At 38.4% G+C, this 18,356-nt stretch carries 20 protein-coding genes and 1 pseudogene; 7 read left to right on the forward strand and 14 right to left on the reverse strand.

Features of this window, described 5'->3' with window-relative positions; genetic code table 11:
* Nucleotides 1-7 precede the first annotated feature (7 nt).
* On the reverse strand, nucleotides 8-250 hold the full coding sequence (locus PX700_RS02945) for an OadG family protein (protein ID WP_007583814.1): 243 nt from the start codon (nucleotides 248-250) through the stop codon (nucleotides 8-10).
* A gap of 519 nt (nucleotides 251-769) precedes the next feature.
* Between PX700_RS02945 and PX700_RS02950 the strand changes: the two genes are divergently transcribed.
* The 3 genes from PX700_RS02950 to PX700_RS02960 all read left to right on the forward strand — a co-directional run bounded on the left by PX700_RS02950 (nucleotide 770) and on the right by PX700_RS02960 (nucleotide 1,793).
* The gene (locus tag PX700_RS02950; protein WP_002961939.1) at nucleotides 770-943 is read left to right on the forward strand and encodes a DUF1328 domain-containing protein; all 174 of its coding nucleotides are present in this window, start codon (nucleotides 770-772) and stop codon (nucleotides 941-943) included.
* 58 nt (nucleotides 944-1,001) lie between these two features.
* Nucleotides 1,002-1,193 (forward strand): hypothetical protein, encoded by a 192-nt coding sequence (locus PX700_RS02955; RefSeq protein WP_002961938.1) that lies wholly within the window; start codon nucleotides 1,002-1,004, stop codon nucleotides 1,191-1,193.
* A gap of 132 nt (nucleotides 1,194-1,325) precedes the next feature.
* Nucleotides 1,326-1,793, forward strand: coding sequence for a YcxB family protein (locus PX700_RS02960; protein WP_415636370.1), 468 nt, complete (start codon nucleotides 1,326-1,328; stop codon nucleotides 1,791-1,793).
* A 50-nt stretch (nucleotides 1,794-1,843) separates the two neighbouring features.
* Here the strand turns inward: PX700_RS02960 and csrA are convergent, their stop codons facing one another.
* The 6 genes from csrA to PX700_RS02990 all read right to left on the reverse strand — a co-directional run bounded on the left by csrA (nucleotide 1,844) and on the right by PX700_RS02990 (nucleotide 7,916).
* A complete protein-coding gene (csrA, locus tag PX700_RS02965) occupies nucleotides 1,844-2,035 on the reverse strand; it encodes a carbon storage regulator CsrA (protein WP_004587515.1) in 192 nt (63 codons plus the stop codon).
* A 91-nt stretch (nucleotides 2,036-2,126) separates the two neighbouring features.
* Nucleotides 2,127-3,344, reverse strand: coding sequence for an aspartate kinase (locus tag PX700_RS02970; RefSeq protein WP_479519806.1), 1,218 nt, complete (start codon nucleotides 3,342-3,344; stop codon nucleotides 2,127-2,129).
* A gap of 6 nt (nucleotides 3,345-3,350) precedes the next feature.
* Nucleotides 3,351-5,951 carry an alanine--tRNA ligase gene (gene alaS / locus PX700_RS02975; protein WP_479519807.1) on the reverse strand — a complete coding sequence of 867 codons (2,601 nt, stop codon included), beginning with the start codon at nucleotides 5,949-5,951 and terminating at the stop codon, nucleotides 3,351-3,353.
* Nucleotides 5,952-5,970: 19 nt separating this feature from the next.
* On the reverse strand, nucleotides 5,971-6,423 hold the full coding sequence (locus tag PX700_RS02980; protein WP_007583805.1) for a regulatory protein RecX: 453 nt from the start codon (nucleotides 6,421-6,423) through the stop codon (nucleotides 5,971-5,973).
* The gene (locus tag PX700_RS02985) at nucleotides 6,423-7,211 is read right to left on the reverse strand and encodes a BPSS1780 family membrane protein (protein WP_007378958.1); all 789 of its coding nucleotides are present in this window, start codon (nucleotides 7,209-7,211) and stop codon (nucleotides 6,423-6,425) included. Before PX700_RS02985 ends, PX700_RS02980 begins: the two co-directional genes overlap by 1 nt.
* A gap of 81 nt (nucleotides 7,212-7,292) precedes the next feature.
* On the reverse strand, nucleotides 7,293-7,916 hold the full coding sequence (locus tag PX700_RS02990; RefSeq protein WP_024594512.1) for a GTP cyclohydrolase II: 624 nt from the start codon (nucleotides 7,914-7,916) through the stop codon (nucleotides 7,293-7,295).
* Nucleotides 7,917-8,167: 251 nt separating this feature from the next.
* Between PX700_RS02990 and PX700_RS02995 the strand changes: the two genes are divergently transcribed.
* Together PX700_RS02995 and PX700_RS03000 are read left to right on the forward strand one after the other, a co-directional pair.
* Nucleotides 8,168-9,280, forward strand: a complete 1,113-nt coding sequence (locus PX700_RS02995) for an energy transducer TonB (protein ID WP_479519808.1) — start codon at nucleotides 8,168-8,170, stop codon at nucleotides 9,278-9,280.
* Nucleotides 9,281-9,373: 93 nt separating this feature from the next.
* Nucleotides 9,374-10,486, forward strand: coding sequence for an energy transducer TonB (locus tag PX700_RS03000; protein WP_479519809.1), 1,113 nt, complete (start codon nucleotides 9,374-9,376; stop codon nucleotides 10,484-10,486).
* Nucleotides 10,487-10,535: 49 nt separating this feature from the next.
* On the opposite strand, the gene PX700_RS03005 is transcribed toward PX700_RS03000, so the two are convergent.
* Nucleotides 10,536-10,985 (reverse strand): low molecular weight protein-tyrosine-phosphatase, encoded by a 450-nt coding sequence (locus PX700_RS03005; RefSeq protein WP_479519810.1) that lies wholly within the window; start codon nucleotides 10,983-10,985, stop codon nucleotides 10,536-10,538.
* Nucleotides 10,986-11,030: 45 nt separating this feature from the next.
* Nucleotides 11,031-11,537: a DUF3087 domain-containing protein gene (locus PX700_RS03010; RefSeq protein WP_479519811.1), complete on the reverse strand. Its 507-nt coding sequence runs from the start codon at nucleotides 11,535-11,537 to the stop codon at nucleotides 11,031-11,033.
* Nucleotides 11,538-11,739: 202 nt separating this feature from the next.
* Here PX700_RS03010 and PX700_RS03015 point away from each other — a divergent pair.
* Nucleotides 11,740-11,940: pseudogene (locus PX700_RS03015) on the forward strand (hypothetical protein); the annotation flags it as partial.
* A 64-nt stretch (nucleotides 11,941-12,004) separates the two neighbouring features.
* Nucleotides 12,005-12,871 carry an FRG domain-containing protein gene (locus PX700_RS03020; RefSeq protein WP_479519812.1) on the forward strand — a complete coding sequence of 289 codons (867 nt, stop codon included), beginning with the start codon at nucleotides 12,005-12,007 and terminating at the stop codon, nucleotides 12,869-12,871.
* Between the two features lie 374 nt (nucleotides 12,872-13,245).
* Here the strand turns inward: PX700_RS03020 and PX700_RS03025 are convergent, their stop codons facing one another.
* The 5 genes from PX700_RS03025 to PX700_RS03045 form a co-directional block, all read right to left on the reverse strand.
* Nucleotides 13,246-14,988, reverse strand: coding sequence for a potassium/proton antiporter (locus PX700_RS03025; RefSeq protein WP_479519813.1), 1,743 nt, complete (start codon nucleotides 14,986-14,988; stop codon nucleotides 13,246-13,248).
* 306 nt (nucleotides 14,989-15,294) lie between these two features.
* Nucleotides 15,295-16,002 carry a hypothetical protein gene (locus tag PX700_RS03030; protein ID WP_479519814.1) on the reverse strand — a complete coding sequence of 236 codons (708 nt, stop codon included), beginning with the start codon at nucleotides 16,000-16,002 and terminating at the stop codon, nucleotides 15,295-15,297.
* A 203-nt stretch (nucleotides 16,003-16,205) separates the two neighbouring features.
* A complete protein-coding gene (locus PX700_RS03035) occupies nucleotides 16,206-17,072 on the reverse strand; it encodes a hypothetical protein (RefSeq protein ID WP_479519815.1) in 867 nt (288 codons plus the stop codon).
* A 91-nt stretch (nucleotides 17,073-17,163) separates the two neighbouring features.
* Entirely contained in the window at nucleotides 17,164-17,754 is a 591-nt protein-coding gene (locus tag PX700_RS03040; protein WP_479519816.1) for a hypothetical protein, read from the reverse strand.
* Nucleotides 17,751-18,227 (reverse strand): hypothetical protein, encoded by a 477-nt coding sequence (locus tag PX700_RS03045; RefSeq protein WP_479519817.1) that lies wholly within the window; start codon nucleotides 18,225-18,227, stop codon nucleotides 17,751-17,753. The genes PX700_RS03040 and PX700_RS03045 overlap by 4 nt, the downstream gene beginning before the upstream one ends.
* Between the last annotated feature and the right edge of the window lie 129 nt (nucleotides 18,228-18,356).

The following is an 18,356-nucleotide window of genomic DNA, read 5'->3' on the forward strand; positions in this document are numbered from 1 at the left end:
GTGCCCCTTATTTATTATTTGATTTGTACTGAGCAATGGCAGCACTAATAGCAGCGATGTGCTCATTAGGCACACCTTGAGATTTAAAAGACGGTGATTTAGCTGGTGATGCCTCTGGTTCGCTATAGCGCGTCACCAAATTAGACATAAGCGTTACTGCACCAATTAATATCGACAGAAATACAAACACTCCAACCATGCCAGTCAGCATTAAGCTACCAGCAGTTGTGAGTAGAGCACCTATATCCATTTTTCTCCCCCTTGAAACCCATATCGAAAATAAAAAATCGATTTAATTAAATATTTATTCACTGGATAATAACAAAACTAGTCGCTTTGTCTACATCTTGTAAATTGGTAAAACCAATTAAACTATAAACAACATAACGCTCAACTTATTTACAAGCCATAACCCAGCAATCACGCGCCCTACAATACATACAGAAAATAACGACTATAGCTAATAGTTATATGGAAGTTGTTAATTAACTATTCAACTTAATAAAAACAACCACCAAATTTTATAATAAGTACAAAAACACACATAAACTGTTAATTGGTCTTACCAAAAATATTATTTTTAGTGAATATTTATCGGTAACTTGTAACAGTGTGAATAACTTACATAATAAAGCGTAAAAATTACTAACTAACTAATAACTAAAAATACAGTTAAAAACCATAACTAGCTGATATAAAACAAAAATAAACTTTGGCATATAACTGGCATTAGTTATTGTGAGCAAATTTGATAACCAAGGAGAAAACAATGTTACGCTGGACAATTACATTTTTAGTTATTGCTTTAATCGCTGCAGTGTTAGGTTTTGGTGGCATCGCAGGTGCCGCAGCTGGTATAGCAAAAATTATATTTTTTATCTTTTTAGTACTTTTAGTGATTTCATTAGTTTCAGGTGCACTACGTGGTAAATCACCCAGGTAGATAAAGCATTCAACTAACAAACACTAAAATTTAATCAATACTTACAAGGAATTACACTATGAACTCTACAACTTTAAAAGCAGCACTAATCGCAGTATTTGCAGGTTTTTTCATGATGGGTTGTGAAGATAACCATGCAGAAGATGCTGGCGAACGTATCGACGAAGCAGTAACTGACGTGCAAAACTCTGTTGAAGATGCATGTGAAAATGTTAAAGAAGGCGTAAACGCTGAAGAAACTAACTGTTAATTCTTCTTGTAACGCTAAAAAACGGCCTTAGGGCCGTTTTTTTGTGTCTGTAATAAAATCACTAACTATAAAGCTGCTCATTTAGCAGTTAGCTTGTTAAAATAAAAAAAACGATATTTAAAGCAAGGCAAAATGGCATTCACAACCACCTACACACTAGATAAACCCTACTTTTACGAGTGCTTTGATGAGTCACTTCCTTACAGTAAGCGTGCAAAACCTAAGTACTTTTTACTTGTGTTGTTAGTTGCGCTTGGTTTATTTGGTATTTATGTTTTAAACGATCATTACTTAGGATCGTTTATGATCATGTTAGCGGTACTCGAGTGCGTCGCTTTTTACTATCGCAGACCTTGGTGGGTAACCAGACAAATGCTCAGTAGAGCATCAGGCTCTGAGGTAACACTTACCTTTGACGACGAAGGCATTAAGTCGGCTAATCATTACAAAAGTTTTGAGCTAACTTGGCAAAACATAAGCGAAGTAATAGATACTCAGCAAGGTATTATTATTAAAAATAAAAGCGGAATGCAGTACATTTCAAAACAAATACTAACCCCTGAAATACTCGCTTTTATAAACAAAAAAGCCACTCAGTGAGTGGCTTTTAGTCTAGTTGAGCTAATTGCTCAACTACGTATACGTGTTGATTAAGCATTGCCCGGATTAGGGTTCGACTTTTCAGCTTGTATGCGCATGTAAATCTCTTCACGATGCACTGATACGTCTTTTGGTGCATTAACACCGATTCGAACTTGATTTCCTTTAACACCTAGAACGGTAACTGTTACTTCGTCACCAATCATTAGGGTTTCACCTACTCTACGAGTTAGTATTAGCATTCTCTTGCTCCCATGTTCCAATAAAAATTATAAGATTCCGCTTAAACATACTAATGAAAATTAGACTGAAAAGTAAGTAAAAACTCCCAATCTATCCATTTTCTGTTAAAAATGCTTTATGTAATGCACGAACAGCCAACTCTAGGTACTTTTCATCTATTAAAACTGAAATTTTAATCTCTGAAGTCGAGACTAAAACTACATTAATATTTTCCTGCGCTAATGCATCAAAAAATAAACTTGCTACACCAGAATGCGATTTCATACCCATTCCAACAGCAGAAACTTTAGCGATTGTTGGTAATCCGCTTATATTTTGAGCACTAAGTTGAGCTTGATCTTCGCTCAATAATTCAAGTGCTTGCAGATAATCATTCGAGTGCACAGTAAAAGCATAGTCTATTTTTTCAAAGATATGATTAACTTGATTAATCATATCTATTTCGATGCCATTATCAGCAAAAAGTTTCAATATTTTTGAAAGATATTGCGTACCGCTTGGCACACCATCTACTTTAATTAAACATTCGTCACGATTAAACGCAATCCCCGATACCACCTTGCTTGGCATATCGTTCTCCTCAAAACTTATTAATGTGCCTTCATCAGGATTAAAGCTCGAAAGCACCCTAAGTGGCACATTGTGTCTACCTGCAGCTTCTACTGAACGAATATGCAAAACTTTAGCGCCTAAACTTGCCAGCTCTAGCATTTCGGCAAAGGTAACTTGGCTCATTCTGCGCGCATTAGGTTCAACACGAGGATCTGTAGTATATACGCCATCAACGTCTGTATAGATCTGGCATTCGTCGGCTTTTATAGCCGCTGCTATTTCCACAGCCGATGTATCGGTGCCGCCGCGTCCAAGTGTTGTAATATTGCCCTCAATATCACGCCCCTGAAACCCAGCAATAATAGCAATACGGTTATGTTCAAGCTCATGCTTTAAGCGCGTAGCAGCAACCTCCGCAATACGAGCTTTACCAAACATGTTGTCGGTTAGAATATTGACTTGATCGGCTAATAAGCTCACCGCAGAGTGGCCACGTTTAATAATAGCCATAGCAAGGAGTGAAACAGAAACCTGCTCTCCAGTGCTAATTAGTACGTCTAGTTCACGGCTACTCGGGCGAGTATCAATTTGTTTGGCGAGGTTAATTAAGCGGTTGGTTTCTCCCGACATAGCCGAGAGCACTACAACCACTTGATGTCCTTGTTGCCTGGTTTTAACAACAAGGTCGGCGACCGCTTCAATTCGCTCTATTGAGCCAACCGAAGTGCCACCGAATTTTTGAACAATAAGCGCCACTTAGGCTTAAGTACGCTCAGTTAACCAAGCTGTAACGCTATCTAGTGCAGCAGCAAGGTTTTGTGGTTCACTACCACCAGCCTGTGCCATATCTGGACGACCGCCACCTTTACCACCTACTTGACCTGCCATGTGGTTAACTAACTCACCGGCTTTTACTTTGCCTGTTAAGTCTTTAGTTACACCAGCAATTAGGCTTACTTTGTCGCCACTGGCAACACCTAGTGCAATAACACCTGAGCCAATTTTGTTTTTAAGGTCATCAACCATACCGCGAAGCGCTTTAGATTCAGTACCTTCAACGTTAGCTACAAGTAACTTAACACCGTTAATTTCCACAACTGAGTCAAGTAAAGACGCGCCTGCTGCGCTTGCTAGCTTATCGTTAAGCTGCGCAATTTGTTTTTCAAGGCTCTTTGACTTCTCAAGAAGCGCAGTTACTTTTTCAAGTACCGATGCGCTATCGCCTTTAACTAAAGCTGCAACATCGCTAAGTTGTTGCTCTTGCTCGCTAACGTACGCAACTGCATCGGCGCCAGTTACGGCTTCAATACGACGTACGCCTGCAGCAATACCACTTTCAGATACAATTTTGAATAAGCCAATATCGCCAGCGCGCTCAACGTGCGTACCACCACAAAGCTCAATAGAATAGTCACCAATAGTTACTACACGTACTTCGTCATCGTACTTTTCGCCAAACAACGCCATAGCACCTTTCGCTTTAGCATCATCAATAGCCATAAGCTCAGTATTAAGTGCAAAGTTACGACGAATTTCGTCATTAACTACACGCTCAATTTCACGTAGCTCATCTTTAGTTACGGCTTCAAAATGCGAAAAGTCAAAACGTAAACGATCTGGCTGAACAAGTGAGCCTTTTTGGCCTACATGGTCACCTAATAGTTGGCGTAGTGCTTCGTGTAAAATATGCGTAGCGGTGTGATTTTTCTTAATGCTATCGCGGCGCGTATCATCAATAGTTGCGTCAACTTTATCGTTAACACCAATACGGCCTTGTACTGTACCGTGGTGAGCAAATGCATTACCAAGTTTAGTTGTGTTAGTAACGTTAAATTCGCCACCAGCAACTGTAATAGTACCCGTGTCACCCGTTTGGCCGCCAGATTCTGCGTAAAATGGTGTGCGGTCTAGTACTACAATACCTTGTTGACCATCTTCTAATAGCTGTACAGCTTCGCCACCGGCAAAAATTTCAATAACGGTCGCGCTATAATGTGTGCTGTCGTAACCTTTAAAGTCAGTGTGCTTGTCTGATTTTAATTGGTCATTGTAATCAGCGCCAAACTTACCCGCTTGCTGCGCAGTTTTACGTTGTACAGCCATGCACTCTTCAAAGCCTTGATGATCAATTGTCATCTGGCGCTCACGCGCAACATCGGCCGTTAAATCAGCAGGAAAACCATACGTATCGTAAAGCTTAAATACTAAGTCGCCCGGTATAATATCGCCTTTAAGATCGCTTAAGCTTTCTTCTAAAATAGCTAAGCCACGTTCAAGTGTTTTACCAAACTGTTCTTCTTCAATGCGTAATACTTTTTCGATAATTTCTTGTTGCTTAGCAAGCTCAGGATACGCTTGACCCATTTGCTCAATTAGCGCAGCAACTAATTTATAGAAAAACGAACCTTGTGCACCTAACTTATTACCGTGGCGCACAGCACGACGAATAATACGGCGTAGTACATAACCACGGCCTTCGTTAGATGGCATAACACCGTCTGAGATTAAAAACGCACACGAACGAATATGATCAGCCACTACACGTAGTGATTTATCGTCCATATCTTGTGCATTAGTAACACTTGCAGCAGCGGCAATTAAGCCTTGGAATAAATCGATTTCGTAGTTTGAATGCACGCCCTGCAAAATTGCAGAAATACGCTCAAGGCCCATTCCCGTATCAACAGATTGCTTAGGTAGAGGCAACATTGTACCGTCGCTTTGACGGTTGTACTGCATAAATACCAGATTCCAAATTTCGATGAAACGATCGCCGTCTTCCTCTGGAGAGCCCGGAGGTCCGCCCCAAATGTGTTCGCCATGATCATAAAATATTTCAGAACACGGACCACACGGACCAGTATCGCCCATAGACCAAAAGTTGTCTGAGGTAGCAATACGAATAATACGATCCTCAGATAAACCAATGTCTTTTGACCAGTATTCAAACGCTTCTTCGTCATCGTGGTAAATAGTTACTAAAAGCTTTTCTTTTGGTAGTTTTACTTCTTCAGTTAAAAACTCCCATGCAAACTTAATAGCTTCTTGCTTAAAGTAATCACCAAAGCTGAAGTTACCTAACATTTCAAAAAATGTATGGTGGCGAGCAGTGTAGCCTACGTTTTCTAAATCGTTATGCTTACCGCCAGCACGTACACAGCGCTGCGAGCTAGTCGCACGTGTATAAGGGCGGCTTTCTGCGCCTAAAAATACATCTTTAAATTGCACCATGCCGGCATTGTTAAATAACAACGTGGCATCGTTACCCGGAATAAGCGAGCTTGAAGGTACAACTTGGTGTTGTTTGCTGGCAAAAAAGTCTAAAAACTGTTGCCTAATTTGTGCGGTAGTCATGTGCTGCATTTGAAAGTCTCACCTGTATTTACTGTGCTTGCATTGCAAAATTAATTTCATCGTAGCTAAAACCCCGATACATTAAGTAGCGCACGCGCTTAGCTTTGTCTTTGTAATCGAGATCGGCCGGTGTATTCGAATATTTTTTATTGTACGCATCCTGCGCAAGCTCAAACCAATCTACTTCAAGCTCCTCTACTACTAATTCAAGTAGCGAACGATCAATCCCTTTGCCCATAGCTTCGCTTTGTATTCGCTTAAGCCCGTGGCATTTAAATATGTGTTTTCTTACAAAGCCTTCACAGTATCGCTGCTCGTTAATAAAATTGTGCTTTTCGCACCAATCAAGCAGCGTTTCAATAAACTCTTCTGTAGCTTCTTTTTGCTGTAGCTTAAGCGTTAACTCACGACGCGAATATTCTTGGCGCCCTAGTAACCAAAGTACATAGTTTTTTAGCTTTTGCTTTAATTTATCATCCATTAAGCGTCAAAACGCCCGCTTGTTTCACTGCTAAGTGGCTTAACATTAATGTCGTCACTTGGTGGTACAACAGGCATAAAAATGGCTTGATAAGATACAAAAAAGCTAATGTAGCAAATTGGCATTAAAATCAACAGTGGTAAGAACGATAAGAACATCGAAAGCGCCATAAATAATGCGCAAATAAGGCCAAAAACGCCAAGTGGCAAAATGTTATGATAAAACACCATTAACGATTTTTTAAGTGCCGTTAAAATACGTGTTTCTTTACTAAAATAAACAAGTGGTACAGCGTAAGCAAACGCTGTTAAGTAAATTAGCATTGCCATAAAAAACAAAATGACATTCGCGCCCGAAATACTCTCAAGCATTTGCTCAAGTGCTACGTTTGGATCAAGTCCTGGCTGGCTCATAACAGCCACTGCATCGGCAAATAAGCCATTAGCAAGTAATGCCATTAAAATGCCCGCACCCATTTGGTAAAGTGCTAAACGTAGTAACCCTAAACGATTTCCCTTAGCCGTAAATGGCTTGAGAATATCGGCCAGCATAATCTTTCCGCCCTGCTGCTTACTAAGCACCGCTTGGTAAAACCCTGCGGTTAAAAATGGCGTAGCTAGTGCTGCTACTACTTGCAGCAGCGGTAAAAATAAAGACAGCAGCCCTACAATACCAATAAATAAATGCATAAAAATAAAGGTTGCTGGCTGGGTTTTAAAAATAAGCCATCCGGCTTTTAACCACTTTAGCCCTGCATCGGCTTTAAAAATTCGTAATTGTGTAGACATACTTGCTCTTAATTTAAAACGAAACACGCCAAGTATAACTTGGCGTGAGGGGGTATTAATAGACGAAACGTAATTAAATGATTAAGGTTTTTTAATTTTCTTAATATCTAACATATGCGCGCCATGCTTAATTTTAGTTTCTAGGTACGATTTATTACCCGCAACACCCGCTTTAATGTGCGCATGCGTGCCCACAACCGAGTCAACATTAATACCGGCATCTTTTAATGCGTTAAGCTTTTTAGGATTATTGGTCATTAATTTAACGTGGCTTAAATTAAGCGCATTAAGCATTAACACCGCATCCGAAAAGTCACGTAAATCATCAGCAAAGCCTAAATGATTATTAGCTTCGTAGGTGTTCATACCTTGCGATTGCAACACGTAAGCATCAATTTTATTGTATAAACCAATGCCACGGCCTTCTTGGCGTAAATACAATAAAATACCGCCTTGCTCGTGCATCATTTCAATACATTCGTTTAGCTGCTCGCCGCAATCACAACGCGATGAGTAAAATACATCACCCGTTAAACACTCAGAATGCATACGAATAAGCGGTACATCTTGCTCTGTATCAGCGTTATTAAACACCATAGCAATATGTTCTTTACCATCTTTTAAATCAGTAAATGAGATTATTTCTGCAGGGATATCACTATTTTTGCCAACATTAAGCTGGACTCTTGCTCTTACTTGCGCCACGACAAATCCAAATATTTAAATAACTACGACACGATAATAAAGTGATAATATCACAAGATAGGATGAATACACCGTAGTACAAGACTGTTTATGGCAAATATATGGCGACGACATGCGTTATTTTCAATGATTGTTAAGCAATTAATAACCCGAATATTACAACTTCGCTTGTTTACTTTAATTTACCTAAAATAATGACAAGCCTTGATAGTTTTGGTAATTTTATGGGCTAATAAATAATAGGGATTATTATGAAGCACCAACAGCTCGCCATATCGATAGGATTAAGCTTATTAGCCTTCGCTAACTGCACTTTCGCAAACCAAGTAAATAGCATTCAAGTTGTACCTGCAAACGCCGAAGAAACTGACTCAGCATTTGTTGCAGCCAAAGAACAAGCTGAAAAAGAAGCACAACTTGCCTATCAAAAAGGACTCGCTCTATATGGAGAAAATAGCAATGAAACGGCAAAGCTTGCTATTAACTACGCTAAAGCCATCAACAGTTATGTTGCAAAGAACCTTGTGGCTATAGGGTATGGTAATGAAGAGAAACGGTTTAATTTGTATTCACAGGCCCACCGTATTTTAGTTAAAAACTATGGTGAAAACTCAATAGAGACTATGGATACGCTACTAGCCAAAGCCACTCATACCAATAAATCACACATCGCAGTCAAAAACTTTAAGCAACTCATTAAAATCGCTGAATTACAAAATAACCCAGGCCTTGTCGCCAATATGCAATTTGAAGCTGCAGAAACATTACTTTATGGGTTTAGCCATAGCGAATATCCTTTAGCGAAAATATACGCTCAAGATGCAGATAAATATTACCAAGGCCAGCTACCTGATAATGCAGTAGAGCGTATAAAATCTGACCTTTTAATGGTTTCATTTGAGAGTGGCCGTAAAGATTACGACAAAGCAATTAAAAGGCTAAACCGTATAGTTGGCTTATTTGATAAATATAAAAATTTAGATCAAAGCTTTGAGCTTAATGCGCATGTTGGCTTAGTTCAGCTATATGAAAAACAAGATGAAAGCGATAAAGCGACTAAACACGCCTTAGCCTTTGCTAAAAATACGCAGTGGAAAGATGCCTCAGAGCAAAATCCACTCTATATAATCGATCCTATATACCCTCGCGGAGAATATAAAAGTCATGTAATAGTTATATTAGAGATTACTGTTGATACCCATGGCTTTGTGAAAAATCCTAAGGTTATTAGTTCTGAAGGTTCTAAAGCGTTTGAAAAATCAGCGATAGCCGCTGTTAAACAATGGCGTTACGCTCCAAAGTTTAAAAATGGAAAACCTGTAAATGCAACAACTCAAGCTGAACTGTATTTTGAACGCCTTTAAGTAGTTTTACCATTCAGTCAAAAATTATATTAATAAGAAAACTGTTGTAATTACGTCAACCTAGTTTCAATTTAAAAGTTAATAGGGATTATTATGAAACGTCAGCAACTCGCTTTATTTATAGGCTTAAGTTTATCTGCTTTAAGCGCAACAACTTTAAGCACTACAGCACTCGCCAGCCAAGAAAACGATCCTCAAGCGTTATTTAGCCAGGCATACCAAAGCTATTTAGCAGCAGTTAAAGCAGACAAAAACGTACAACAAACTGCCAAACTTGCTTACACATCAGGTAAAGCCGTTTACGGTAAAAGCGACGACAATACTGCCAACTTAGCTATTAATTACGCTAAAGCAATAAAAAGCTACGGCGATGAGCTAAACGAACAGCGTTTTGCACTCTATAACGAAGCCCATACTATTTTAGCTGCAAACCACGGTAAACTATCAATAGAAACAATTGATGCACTACTCGGCCAAGCTAACTACACAACATCAGCTTACAAAGCAGCTAACTTTTTAGAACAAGTAATTGAAATAGCTAAAACACAAAATAAGCCTAAGTTTGTAGCCGACATGAAACTAGAAGCGGCAACGCTGCTTGCTAAAAAGTTTAGCTCTAAAAAATATCGCGTAGCTAAAAACTACCTAGAAGAAGCCGACGAATACTACCGTGAAAATATTCCGAGTAGCTCGGTAGAACAAATTAAAGCCAATTTTTTAATAGCCTCATTTGCCGAAGGTAGCAAAAAATATAACCGAGCAATTGAGCGCTTAAATAATATAGTTACTGCATTTGACGATAACTTAAGCTTTGATCACAGTGCTGAGCTAACTGCTCATTCAAAGCTTGTAGGTCTGTACGAAAAACAAGGTAAAAGCGAAGAAGCAACTAAACATTGCCTAGCTATCGCTCAAATGGTGCCATGGAAAGAATCACAAGAGCAAACACCACTCTATCGTGTTAATCCTAAATATCCAGCGCATAAAGCCCGATTTAGTACCGATGGTAGCGTTGTTATGGAGTTTGAGGTAGACACCGCAGGCTTTGTAAAAAATCTAAAAGTACTTAGTTCTGAAGGTGGCAACGCATTTGAAAAGTCAGCCCAAGCGGCTGTTGAGCAATGGCGTTACGCACCAAAGTTCGAAAATGGCAAACCTGTTAGTGCTATTTCTCAGGTACAACTCGACTTTAAAATTAACCGCTAAGCTAAAATATAAAAGCGCCATTTGGCGCTTTTATATTTATAAATTAGTTCTAAAGTTTAGCGAGTATTTTATCGCTTGCTGCTTCAATTAAATCGAGCACATTTTCAAAACCATCATCGCCGCCGTAATAAGGATCGGGAATAACGCTTTGGGTTTGCTCGCCATATTCTAAAAATAGCGCCAGCTTATAGCGTAAATGCTCAGGGCATTGCGCTGTTAAATCAGCTAAGTTTTGCGTATCGGCCGCTAAAATTAAATCAAACTCAGTAAAGTCGCTACTGCGTACTTTGCGCGAATAAATACCTTTAAAGCTATAACCACGTTTTTCGCCTGCAGCCATTGAGCGACTATCAGGCGTTTTACCTTCGTGATAACCAATAGTCCCTGCCGAATCAACTTTAACGTTAACGCCTAGCTTTTTAGCACGTGCTTTTAATACCGCCTCTGCGGTTGGCGAGCGGCAAATATTACCTAAACACACTATGAGTATTTTTTTCATTAAGGCTCCTCTAACTAATTTAAAAACCTATGTTTTAAAACTGCTTTAAAACTGTTTTAAAATACTTGCGTCGTAATCTTCAACGTTAAGCGTTACGTTATGTTGCGCTGCAACAGATTCAAGCTCAGCTTGTTTAATGGCTAAATCGTCCATAGTGATTAGATTGTCGTCTAGCTGCCACAATAACCGAGAGCCCGCGTAGCTATAATGAATCGCTAATAACGCATCGGCATTGCCTTCACGGCCAGCGGCTTTTAACTTAGCCATTTTACGGGTTATTTTATTAAGTGCTTTTTTAAGCTCCCACACATAAACAACTTCTGTCATAAACGTATGTGAACGGTATTTATGAAGTAACCATGCAAGCCCAACGCTAGTAATAGCAACACCTATTAAGTTCCAATGAAAGTGGCTACCACTTTCATCAGGAAATAAAGCAATCAGCGTTTGCGATATAGCCAAGCTGCCTACAGCCAAACCAATACCACATCCTGCAATAACACGGTTTAAATGTTTACGGTAACGCGCTTTATTTATTTCAATGAGTTGCATAACAGCCTAAAAAGTTAAGTTTTAATATTTGCGAATGGCTATTGTAACTAAACCCCACATTTTTTATAAAATTATTTCACCCCTTTTTGATTTGCCACCCGTTATAGCTTTGAAAACACCCTAATTGTAGTGATCAATAAAATTTGGAGCGGCTTATGCACACACTTGAAGTACCTAACAACCCAGTATTTATTAAAACATCGACTGCGCAGCTTCCAGCTGTAATCTTGAGGTGCTAGTGCAAATCAAGCACTCACTGTTGAGTGATTTAAAGGGTAAACATGCGGTAGAAAGTGGTCTAAATACGGGTGATATGTTGGCTATGGCACATAATGGTAAAGGGCAGATTATAGCGATTAAACGTGCGGGAGCTGGGGTGAGACAGTGTGGAGCTTTTACTTGATTTTTTGAATAGAAAAAGTAAACCTATTGGCTAGTTAGACAAAAATTCAACTATAAGGACTGTAATGACTCGATTGGATAAAATAAATGTTATAGAAATTAACTCGCCAAAAGAAATGCTATCTGAAATCTCAGATCGACTTGTTAAACGCTACCCGCGGTTTGGTTTCAGAGGACATACCGACTCTAATTGGGAATTAAGCCCTACATTTATACGCTTCACAAAAGCTACTCTTAGTAATTTAGGAAAAACAGGGAATGAGGCTGAAACCTTAAAAAACAGACTACATAAGTCATTATTAAGTGAATTCAAGAAAAACCTCATTAACAATAATGACATGCCACAAGATAAAGTTGAATCTATGGACTTGTGGCAGTATGGTCAGCATTTTGGATTGCCAACTCCACTCCTAGATTGGAGTGAATCTCCTTATGTAGCACTTTTCTTCGCACTCGCTGAACTGAAACACGATGATAACAAAACATCAAGATGTATTTGGGCCCTCAATATTGACAATTTAAATGCACTCAACAGAGAGATAATTAATATCTCATCGAAAAAGAAAATTGATACATCTATATTTGAACCTTTAGATATAGTTTTTGAGCATAATCAAAGTAACCGTCGAATAACTTTTCAACAAGGCTTTTTCACAAAGCATACTTATTTTAATAGCTTTGAAGTATGGCTTCAGCAAGTAGTCAAAATGCTTCCTCGAAATAGCTTAGGCACCCCACTTTTAACAAAGTACATTTTTAACTGCTCTGATATCCAAAGACTAGAATGCTTGAAAATACTTGATAAAATGAACATCAACTATAGAACCCTCTTTCCCGATATTGAAGGGTCAGTCAAAGATGCAAAACAAACAGCTATTAATAGTTTAGAAGACCCTCAAATAAGCTCAACATGTTGGATGCATCAAAAGTAATGGAGCTGAATAATTAACTAAATTCTTGCTTCTTCGTTAACCTATAGTTCCGGATATAATGATGATAAAATTTCCATCTGTAAAGTTCATCACAAAAAGCATTAAAGTTATTACCCAGGGTCTTTGTATATTACTAATAATGGACTACTCGTCTAGGTATTTCTCAAAGCAAGCTAACAATTAACGCCTTTGTTATTAGTAATTCAAGAAATTCATCTGGGGCAGTTTTTATCTCTAACCTAGCTACAAAAATATACATATAACTAGCTTTGGATGTGCTCATTGCATTGCAGGTTCGTTGGGTTTCGTGTCACTCAACCCAACCTACGTACGCTATAAACGAGCTGTCCCACTTAATAAATCGCTGTTAATGATTACGGCTTTAAAAGTCGTTTTTCTGGATTATTTAAATACTTTAAGCCAATGGTAACTATGCGTGTATGCACCATTGTTATAACGCGTATTTGCACATTACCAATAACAACAATATCGCCTTTACTGACTTCTCCTGAAAGCTTTTGGTTAATCACTTCTTCCAAGCTTATCTCTTCTGGGGCGTCTATGTGCATGTGGTAAGAGTAAAATATATCGCCTACCAATGTTACCCCTTTAACTTTAAGTTCGTTGTGGGCTAAGTGGCTATCTTGATGGTTTGTTTTATCGGTTGCTGTAAAAACTAAATCAACAAAAGGCCTGTTATCTGGTTTTAAAACAACAAATAAATGATCGTTTGCTTTTAACTTAGTTGAGCCTCTTGGCGGGATGATTGACGGACCCCGAGTGATCATAGCAACAACCACACTCTCTGGAAGTGCAGCATGTGACAAGCTACGCCCAGAAACCCGAGAAACATCACTTAAAGTGTATTCTACAATTTCTATATCAATATCGTTTAATGCTGTAATTTCGAGTGTTGCAGCGGCAAGATCAGGTGGCGGCTCTACTAAATTTAGTTTTTTAGCCATCCAAGGCATTGTTGAGCCTTGTAACGTGGCTGAAATTAACACCACGAAAAAAACCACATTAAAAATAAGTTCAGCCCCTGAAAGGCCAAATAATAATGGGAATATAGCTAAAATAATGGGTACTGAGCCTCTAAGGCCAACCCAAGATACAAACAGGGTTTCGCGATTATTAAAGCCAAACAGTTTTAAAATAGGCGCTACCGCTAATGGGCGAGCAACAAAAATGAGTGCCAGTGCAATAAGTAATCCTTCTAACCATACATCAACCAATGAGGACGGGTTAATAAGCAGGCCTAATACAACAAACATGGTTATTTGCCCAAGCCATGCTAAGCCGTCATGAAACAGGAAAATACCGCGTTTATATACAAACTTGCTGTTACCTAAAATAACACCTGTTATAAATACCGCTAAAAATCCACTGCCGCCGAGCGTTGCAGAAAGGCCAAATGAAAGCAGTCCAAATGCGGTTACCATCACTAAATACAAACCCGATGCATTTAGTTTGATTCGATTAATAAACCAAACCGATACCTTACCAATTAAAAGACCACACACAGCGCCAACACCCATTTGCTGGGCAAATAACTGTAGTAAACCCAGCCCTACTGGCATATCGTTAACGAGCATTTCGAGCAAACCAACCGTTAGAAAAATAGCCATTGGATCGTTCGATGCACTTTCTATTTCAAGCGTAGATTTAAGCTTTTTGTTTAAGTGAATACCCGCACTTCGTAAAAGCGCAAACACTGCTGCAGCATCTGTAGAGCCAACAATGGCGCCCAGTAAAACACCTTGCAATATGGGCAGGTCTAAAATATAAGTGGCCACAAGGCCTGTAATTACAGCAGTAAATAACACCCCGACGGTTGCTAAAGCAGACGCGGGTTTCCACACTTGTTTAATTGAACTGGTAGGCGTTTGTAAGCCGCCATCAAATAGAATAATGGCAAGCGCAAGAGTACCCAGAGCATGTGCGGCCTCTGCGTTGTCGAATGATATACCTGCAATTCCGTCTTCACCTGCGAGCATACCTACAAGTAAAAATAGTACTAGCACCGGTAAGCCAACGCGTGCAGATAACTTGCTCGAGATCACTCCAAGTAAAATTAAAATGGCACTAACGAGAATGATATTATCGATTACAAACATAGTGTGGATTTACAGCCTTATATGAGTTGAAAAGTAAAATGGCCAGCTATCAAAAAGCTTAAAGCTCATGCTATACAATAACCTAAAAAATATAAATACGGGTATTTAAGTCTATATTTAAGTGGTTTAAATAATAGAGAGAGTGTTATTGGACTTAATATTACTTAGCCCAATTTAACTTAGCTTTATTTATTTTAAAAACAAAAAACCTGCAATTAAGCAGGCTTTTCAATAACCGTAAGCTAAAGGTATAACTTACTTTAGCGCATCATAGACGTTCTTTTAAACGCTGCTGAGAGTCTAATTTTATGAAAGTCCATGCTCGATATCTCTAAAGGTCCATTGACCATTAGGATCTGCTATATCAATTAACTCACACGCTTTTTTATTCCAAGCGGCTAGCCATGTAATATAATTTGTTAATTGGTGATAAGCTCGGTCTGGCGCATCAGAGCGAATTCTAGACATTGAGAAACCCGAATACGTAGCACCACTTCCTACCCAACTAACAATTGATGATACAGCCCCACCACCAGGAATTACAAAACCTACAGTCGTTGTTACTAGCCCTAATATAGTCGCTGTTTTTTCAACAGCATTACCTGTTTTCATTATGTCGCCGCTTATAACAGGATGTAGCAAAGCCAACAAGTTAACTGCTTGTGGCTGATTAGAAGCAACTGCAACATCATTTGACGTTTTTGAAGTGTTTGTAGGTGCACCTCTTCCTCGCATTGCAGGAAGTAAGCTATTAAAGGATTTTTGGCTACTATTACTTGTTGAAAAAGTAACTGATTGTGTACTTAAGCCACCTGCTTTAACTCTTTTTTCATCGCGTGGCGTTACAGTTGATTTGTAAGTTCTTTGTAATCGACGATAAACAGCTGCACTACATTGCGTCATTTGTATTGCTAAAGCAGCTTGATCTTTAAAGGCTTTACCAATTGCACGTTCAGAAAGTTGCGTTAGCTGTGTTTTTTTCTTTAGCGCATGTTGACCGATAATAATATCCATAAAAATGTCCTTATTTATTATTTAATTGGCAAAATCATACCATTTAAAGTGAGGTAGAGAAAACCTAATAAGCAAATTTCTGTAATGATTTTAGGTATAAGCAAAACTATTTTTTAGTATTTAACTCGAGTTTCTTTGAAAGAGGAATACCTTACATTTGAACGATGGCTTTCTAAAAAACTTAAGTACTTAACTAAGTTAAATTAATGAATTATTTGCGGCTTAACGCTACTCAAGTCTAACTGAATAGTCACTTCTACATTTTCAGGTTCTACCGCAACATCACTTAAACCCGTTCTAGTAAAATAATCTTCGAAGTCCTGCTGGTATTCAGGAAAAACCTGCGTATACGCAGTAATAAACAAACTCAGCTTTTTAGCTATTATTGGGTAGGTTGCGGCAAGTTCCCGCAATTTTTCAGGTTCAGCAAAGGTAAATTCAGCATAAATATTAAAGTCGTTCTCAGCATTAGTTTTACCATATCTAGATAAAAATCCATTTTCATAATCAGGCCCTATATTCCTATCTTGCGTTAAAGCCTCATAATTCGAGGATACAGGCTCCCACTCTTTTGGCAGTAAAGCTTGCCATGCAAATACAACGAAAGGTGAACATATATAAATTAGTGAGCTTAATTCATGGTGAACCCCTTTCAATGAGTTTTCGAAGTTAAAGTTCGTGCCATTTTGTTCTGAAATATTTACTAATATTATGGAGTTGCTTGAGTATGTCCCACCCGCTTCAGCTCCTTCCATAAGCATAGGACCAGAGAGATAAATAGCGTCAATTACTTCAGTAACAAACCCTTGAGGATATGTCGTTAATGCGGCCTCAATACCATCAAGTGACTCAGAAGAATCTGCAAGCGTAGTCATTTCCATTTCAAGAATTGGGGGCTCTCCATCACTGACTGCAAATTGTTCTGGGAAAAATAAACGAGTATCACCAGCCTTAATATCGAGCTGATATGTTTTACCTAATCGTTCAGCTTGCTCTGTTTCACTTTCAATATAAGAACATGCGTTCAAAAACAATAAAAAACTAAAAAAGACAAAAGCTTTATTTTTCATTTTTATAAAATATTTCCAGCTTGTATATCTACACATTACATCCAATACGGATATTTTATTAAGCAATGGACTATACCGCTTTTAAAATCCGTTAGTTACAGTTCCAATTTATTAACTTGTTAGTGAGAAATGAGTCAACATCTTTGTGGCTGTTTAAATTCACATAGTCCAAGTCAAAATTCAATACAATTTTTTCAACCTTGAGTTGCCTTAAACAGCTGTAGCCTTCTTTTGATCTGCCGCTACCATCTAGCATACAACTCCCCCAAAACTCATAGGTTTCATCTCCTTTTTTATATGCATCCCAATGATACTTACTCTGCATATCAAAATAAATTTCTTCTAAATCACTCTTAACTAGTGATTGTATTGTTTTTGGAGATTTCTCAATACTTGTTTTGGATAAGTTAACTTGTATATTATGTCTATACTTTCCAGACGAAAGATCTGAAGTAAACGCTTTAAATGTAGTTATTTCTTTGGTCACATTTTCCCCTGAGAAAAATAAACTTGGGCCATAGTTAGTAGCGCTATCATAATTTTCATCTTTATTTGGCGTATCTGCTAAGCTAGCTGGCGTTAATTTATCAAGAGGTAAACAATACCCCTGCCACTTTAGTTTGTTCTCAGTGCAACCATTTGCCAATAAAACGTTTAAAAATAAAAGAACTAACTTAATCATTGTGTGGGTCTCTGATAATTAGTGTCACAGTCATGGCAATATAAATCGCCGTATAATTTAAATTCAGCTTTATTAGGCACACTATCAAGCCACGTACCACCATAAAAACTAGGTGGTATGTTAAACTTTCTAAATGCCTCATGATGGTAATCAGCCATCTGCTTCAAACTCAGTAACCCTTTAACTTTTCCTATATTACCAGCTTGGTAATCGTGGTGGACATACTTTATATGTTGTTTAGCAACCTCTAAACCGACTCTTTTTATCATGTTACGAATCTCTACAAATGTACCTCTAAATCCTCCTTTCTCAAGCCCAGCAACTAAATTAACTACTGTAGAACGTGCCATGAATTCCCAATAGACAAAGCCTTTATTATTCCAAAAAAGAGGATTACCCTTTTCTATTTCTCTTTTAAGCTTTTCTGTATTAGAGACCCACAGAGCATAGCCAATTCGAGCAACTGGGTCCATTTTCCGTAATCGGCTAAGCCAAAAGCCTCTAAATCTTCAGCTAGAAAAAGGGCTCTCTCTGAGGAGTTATAGATAATAGTGTCAATTTGACAGCTTATCTAATAAGTTCTCTTTGTTAAGGGCAGTCCC

Source organism: Pseudoalteromonas sp. TP27 (assembly GCF_056470645.1).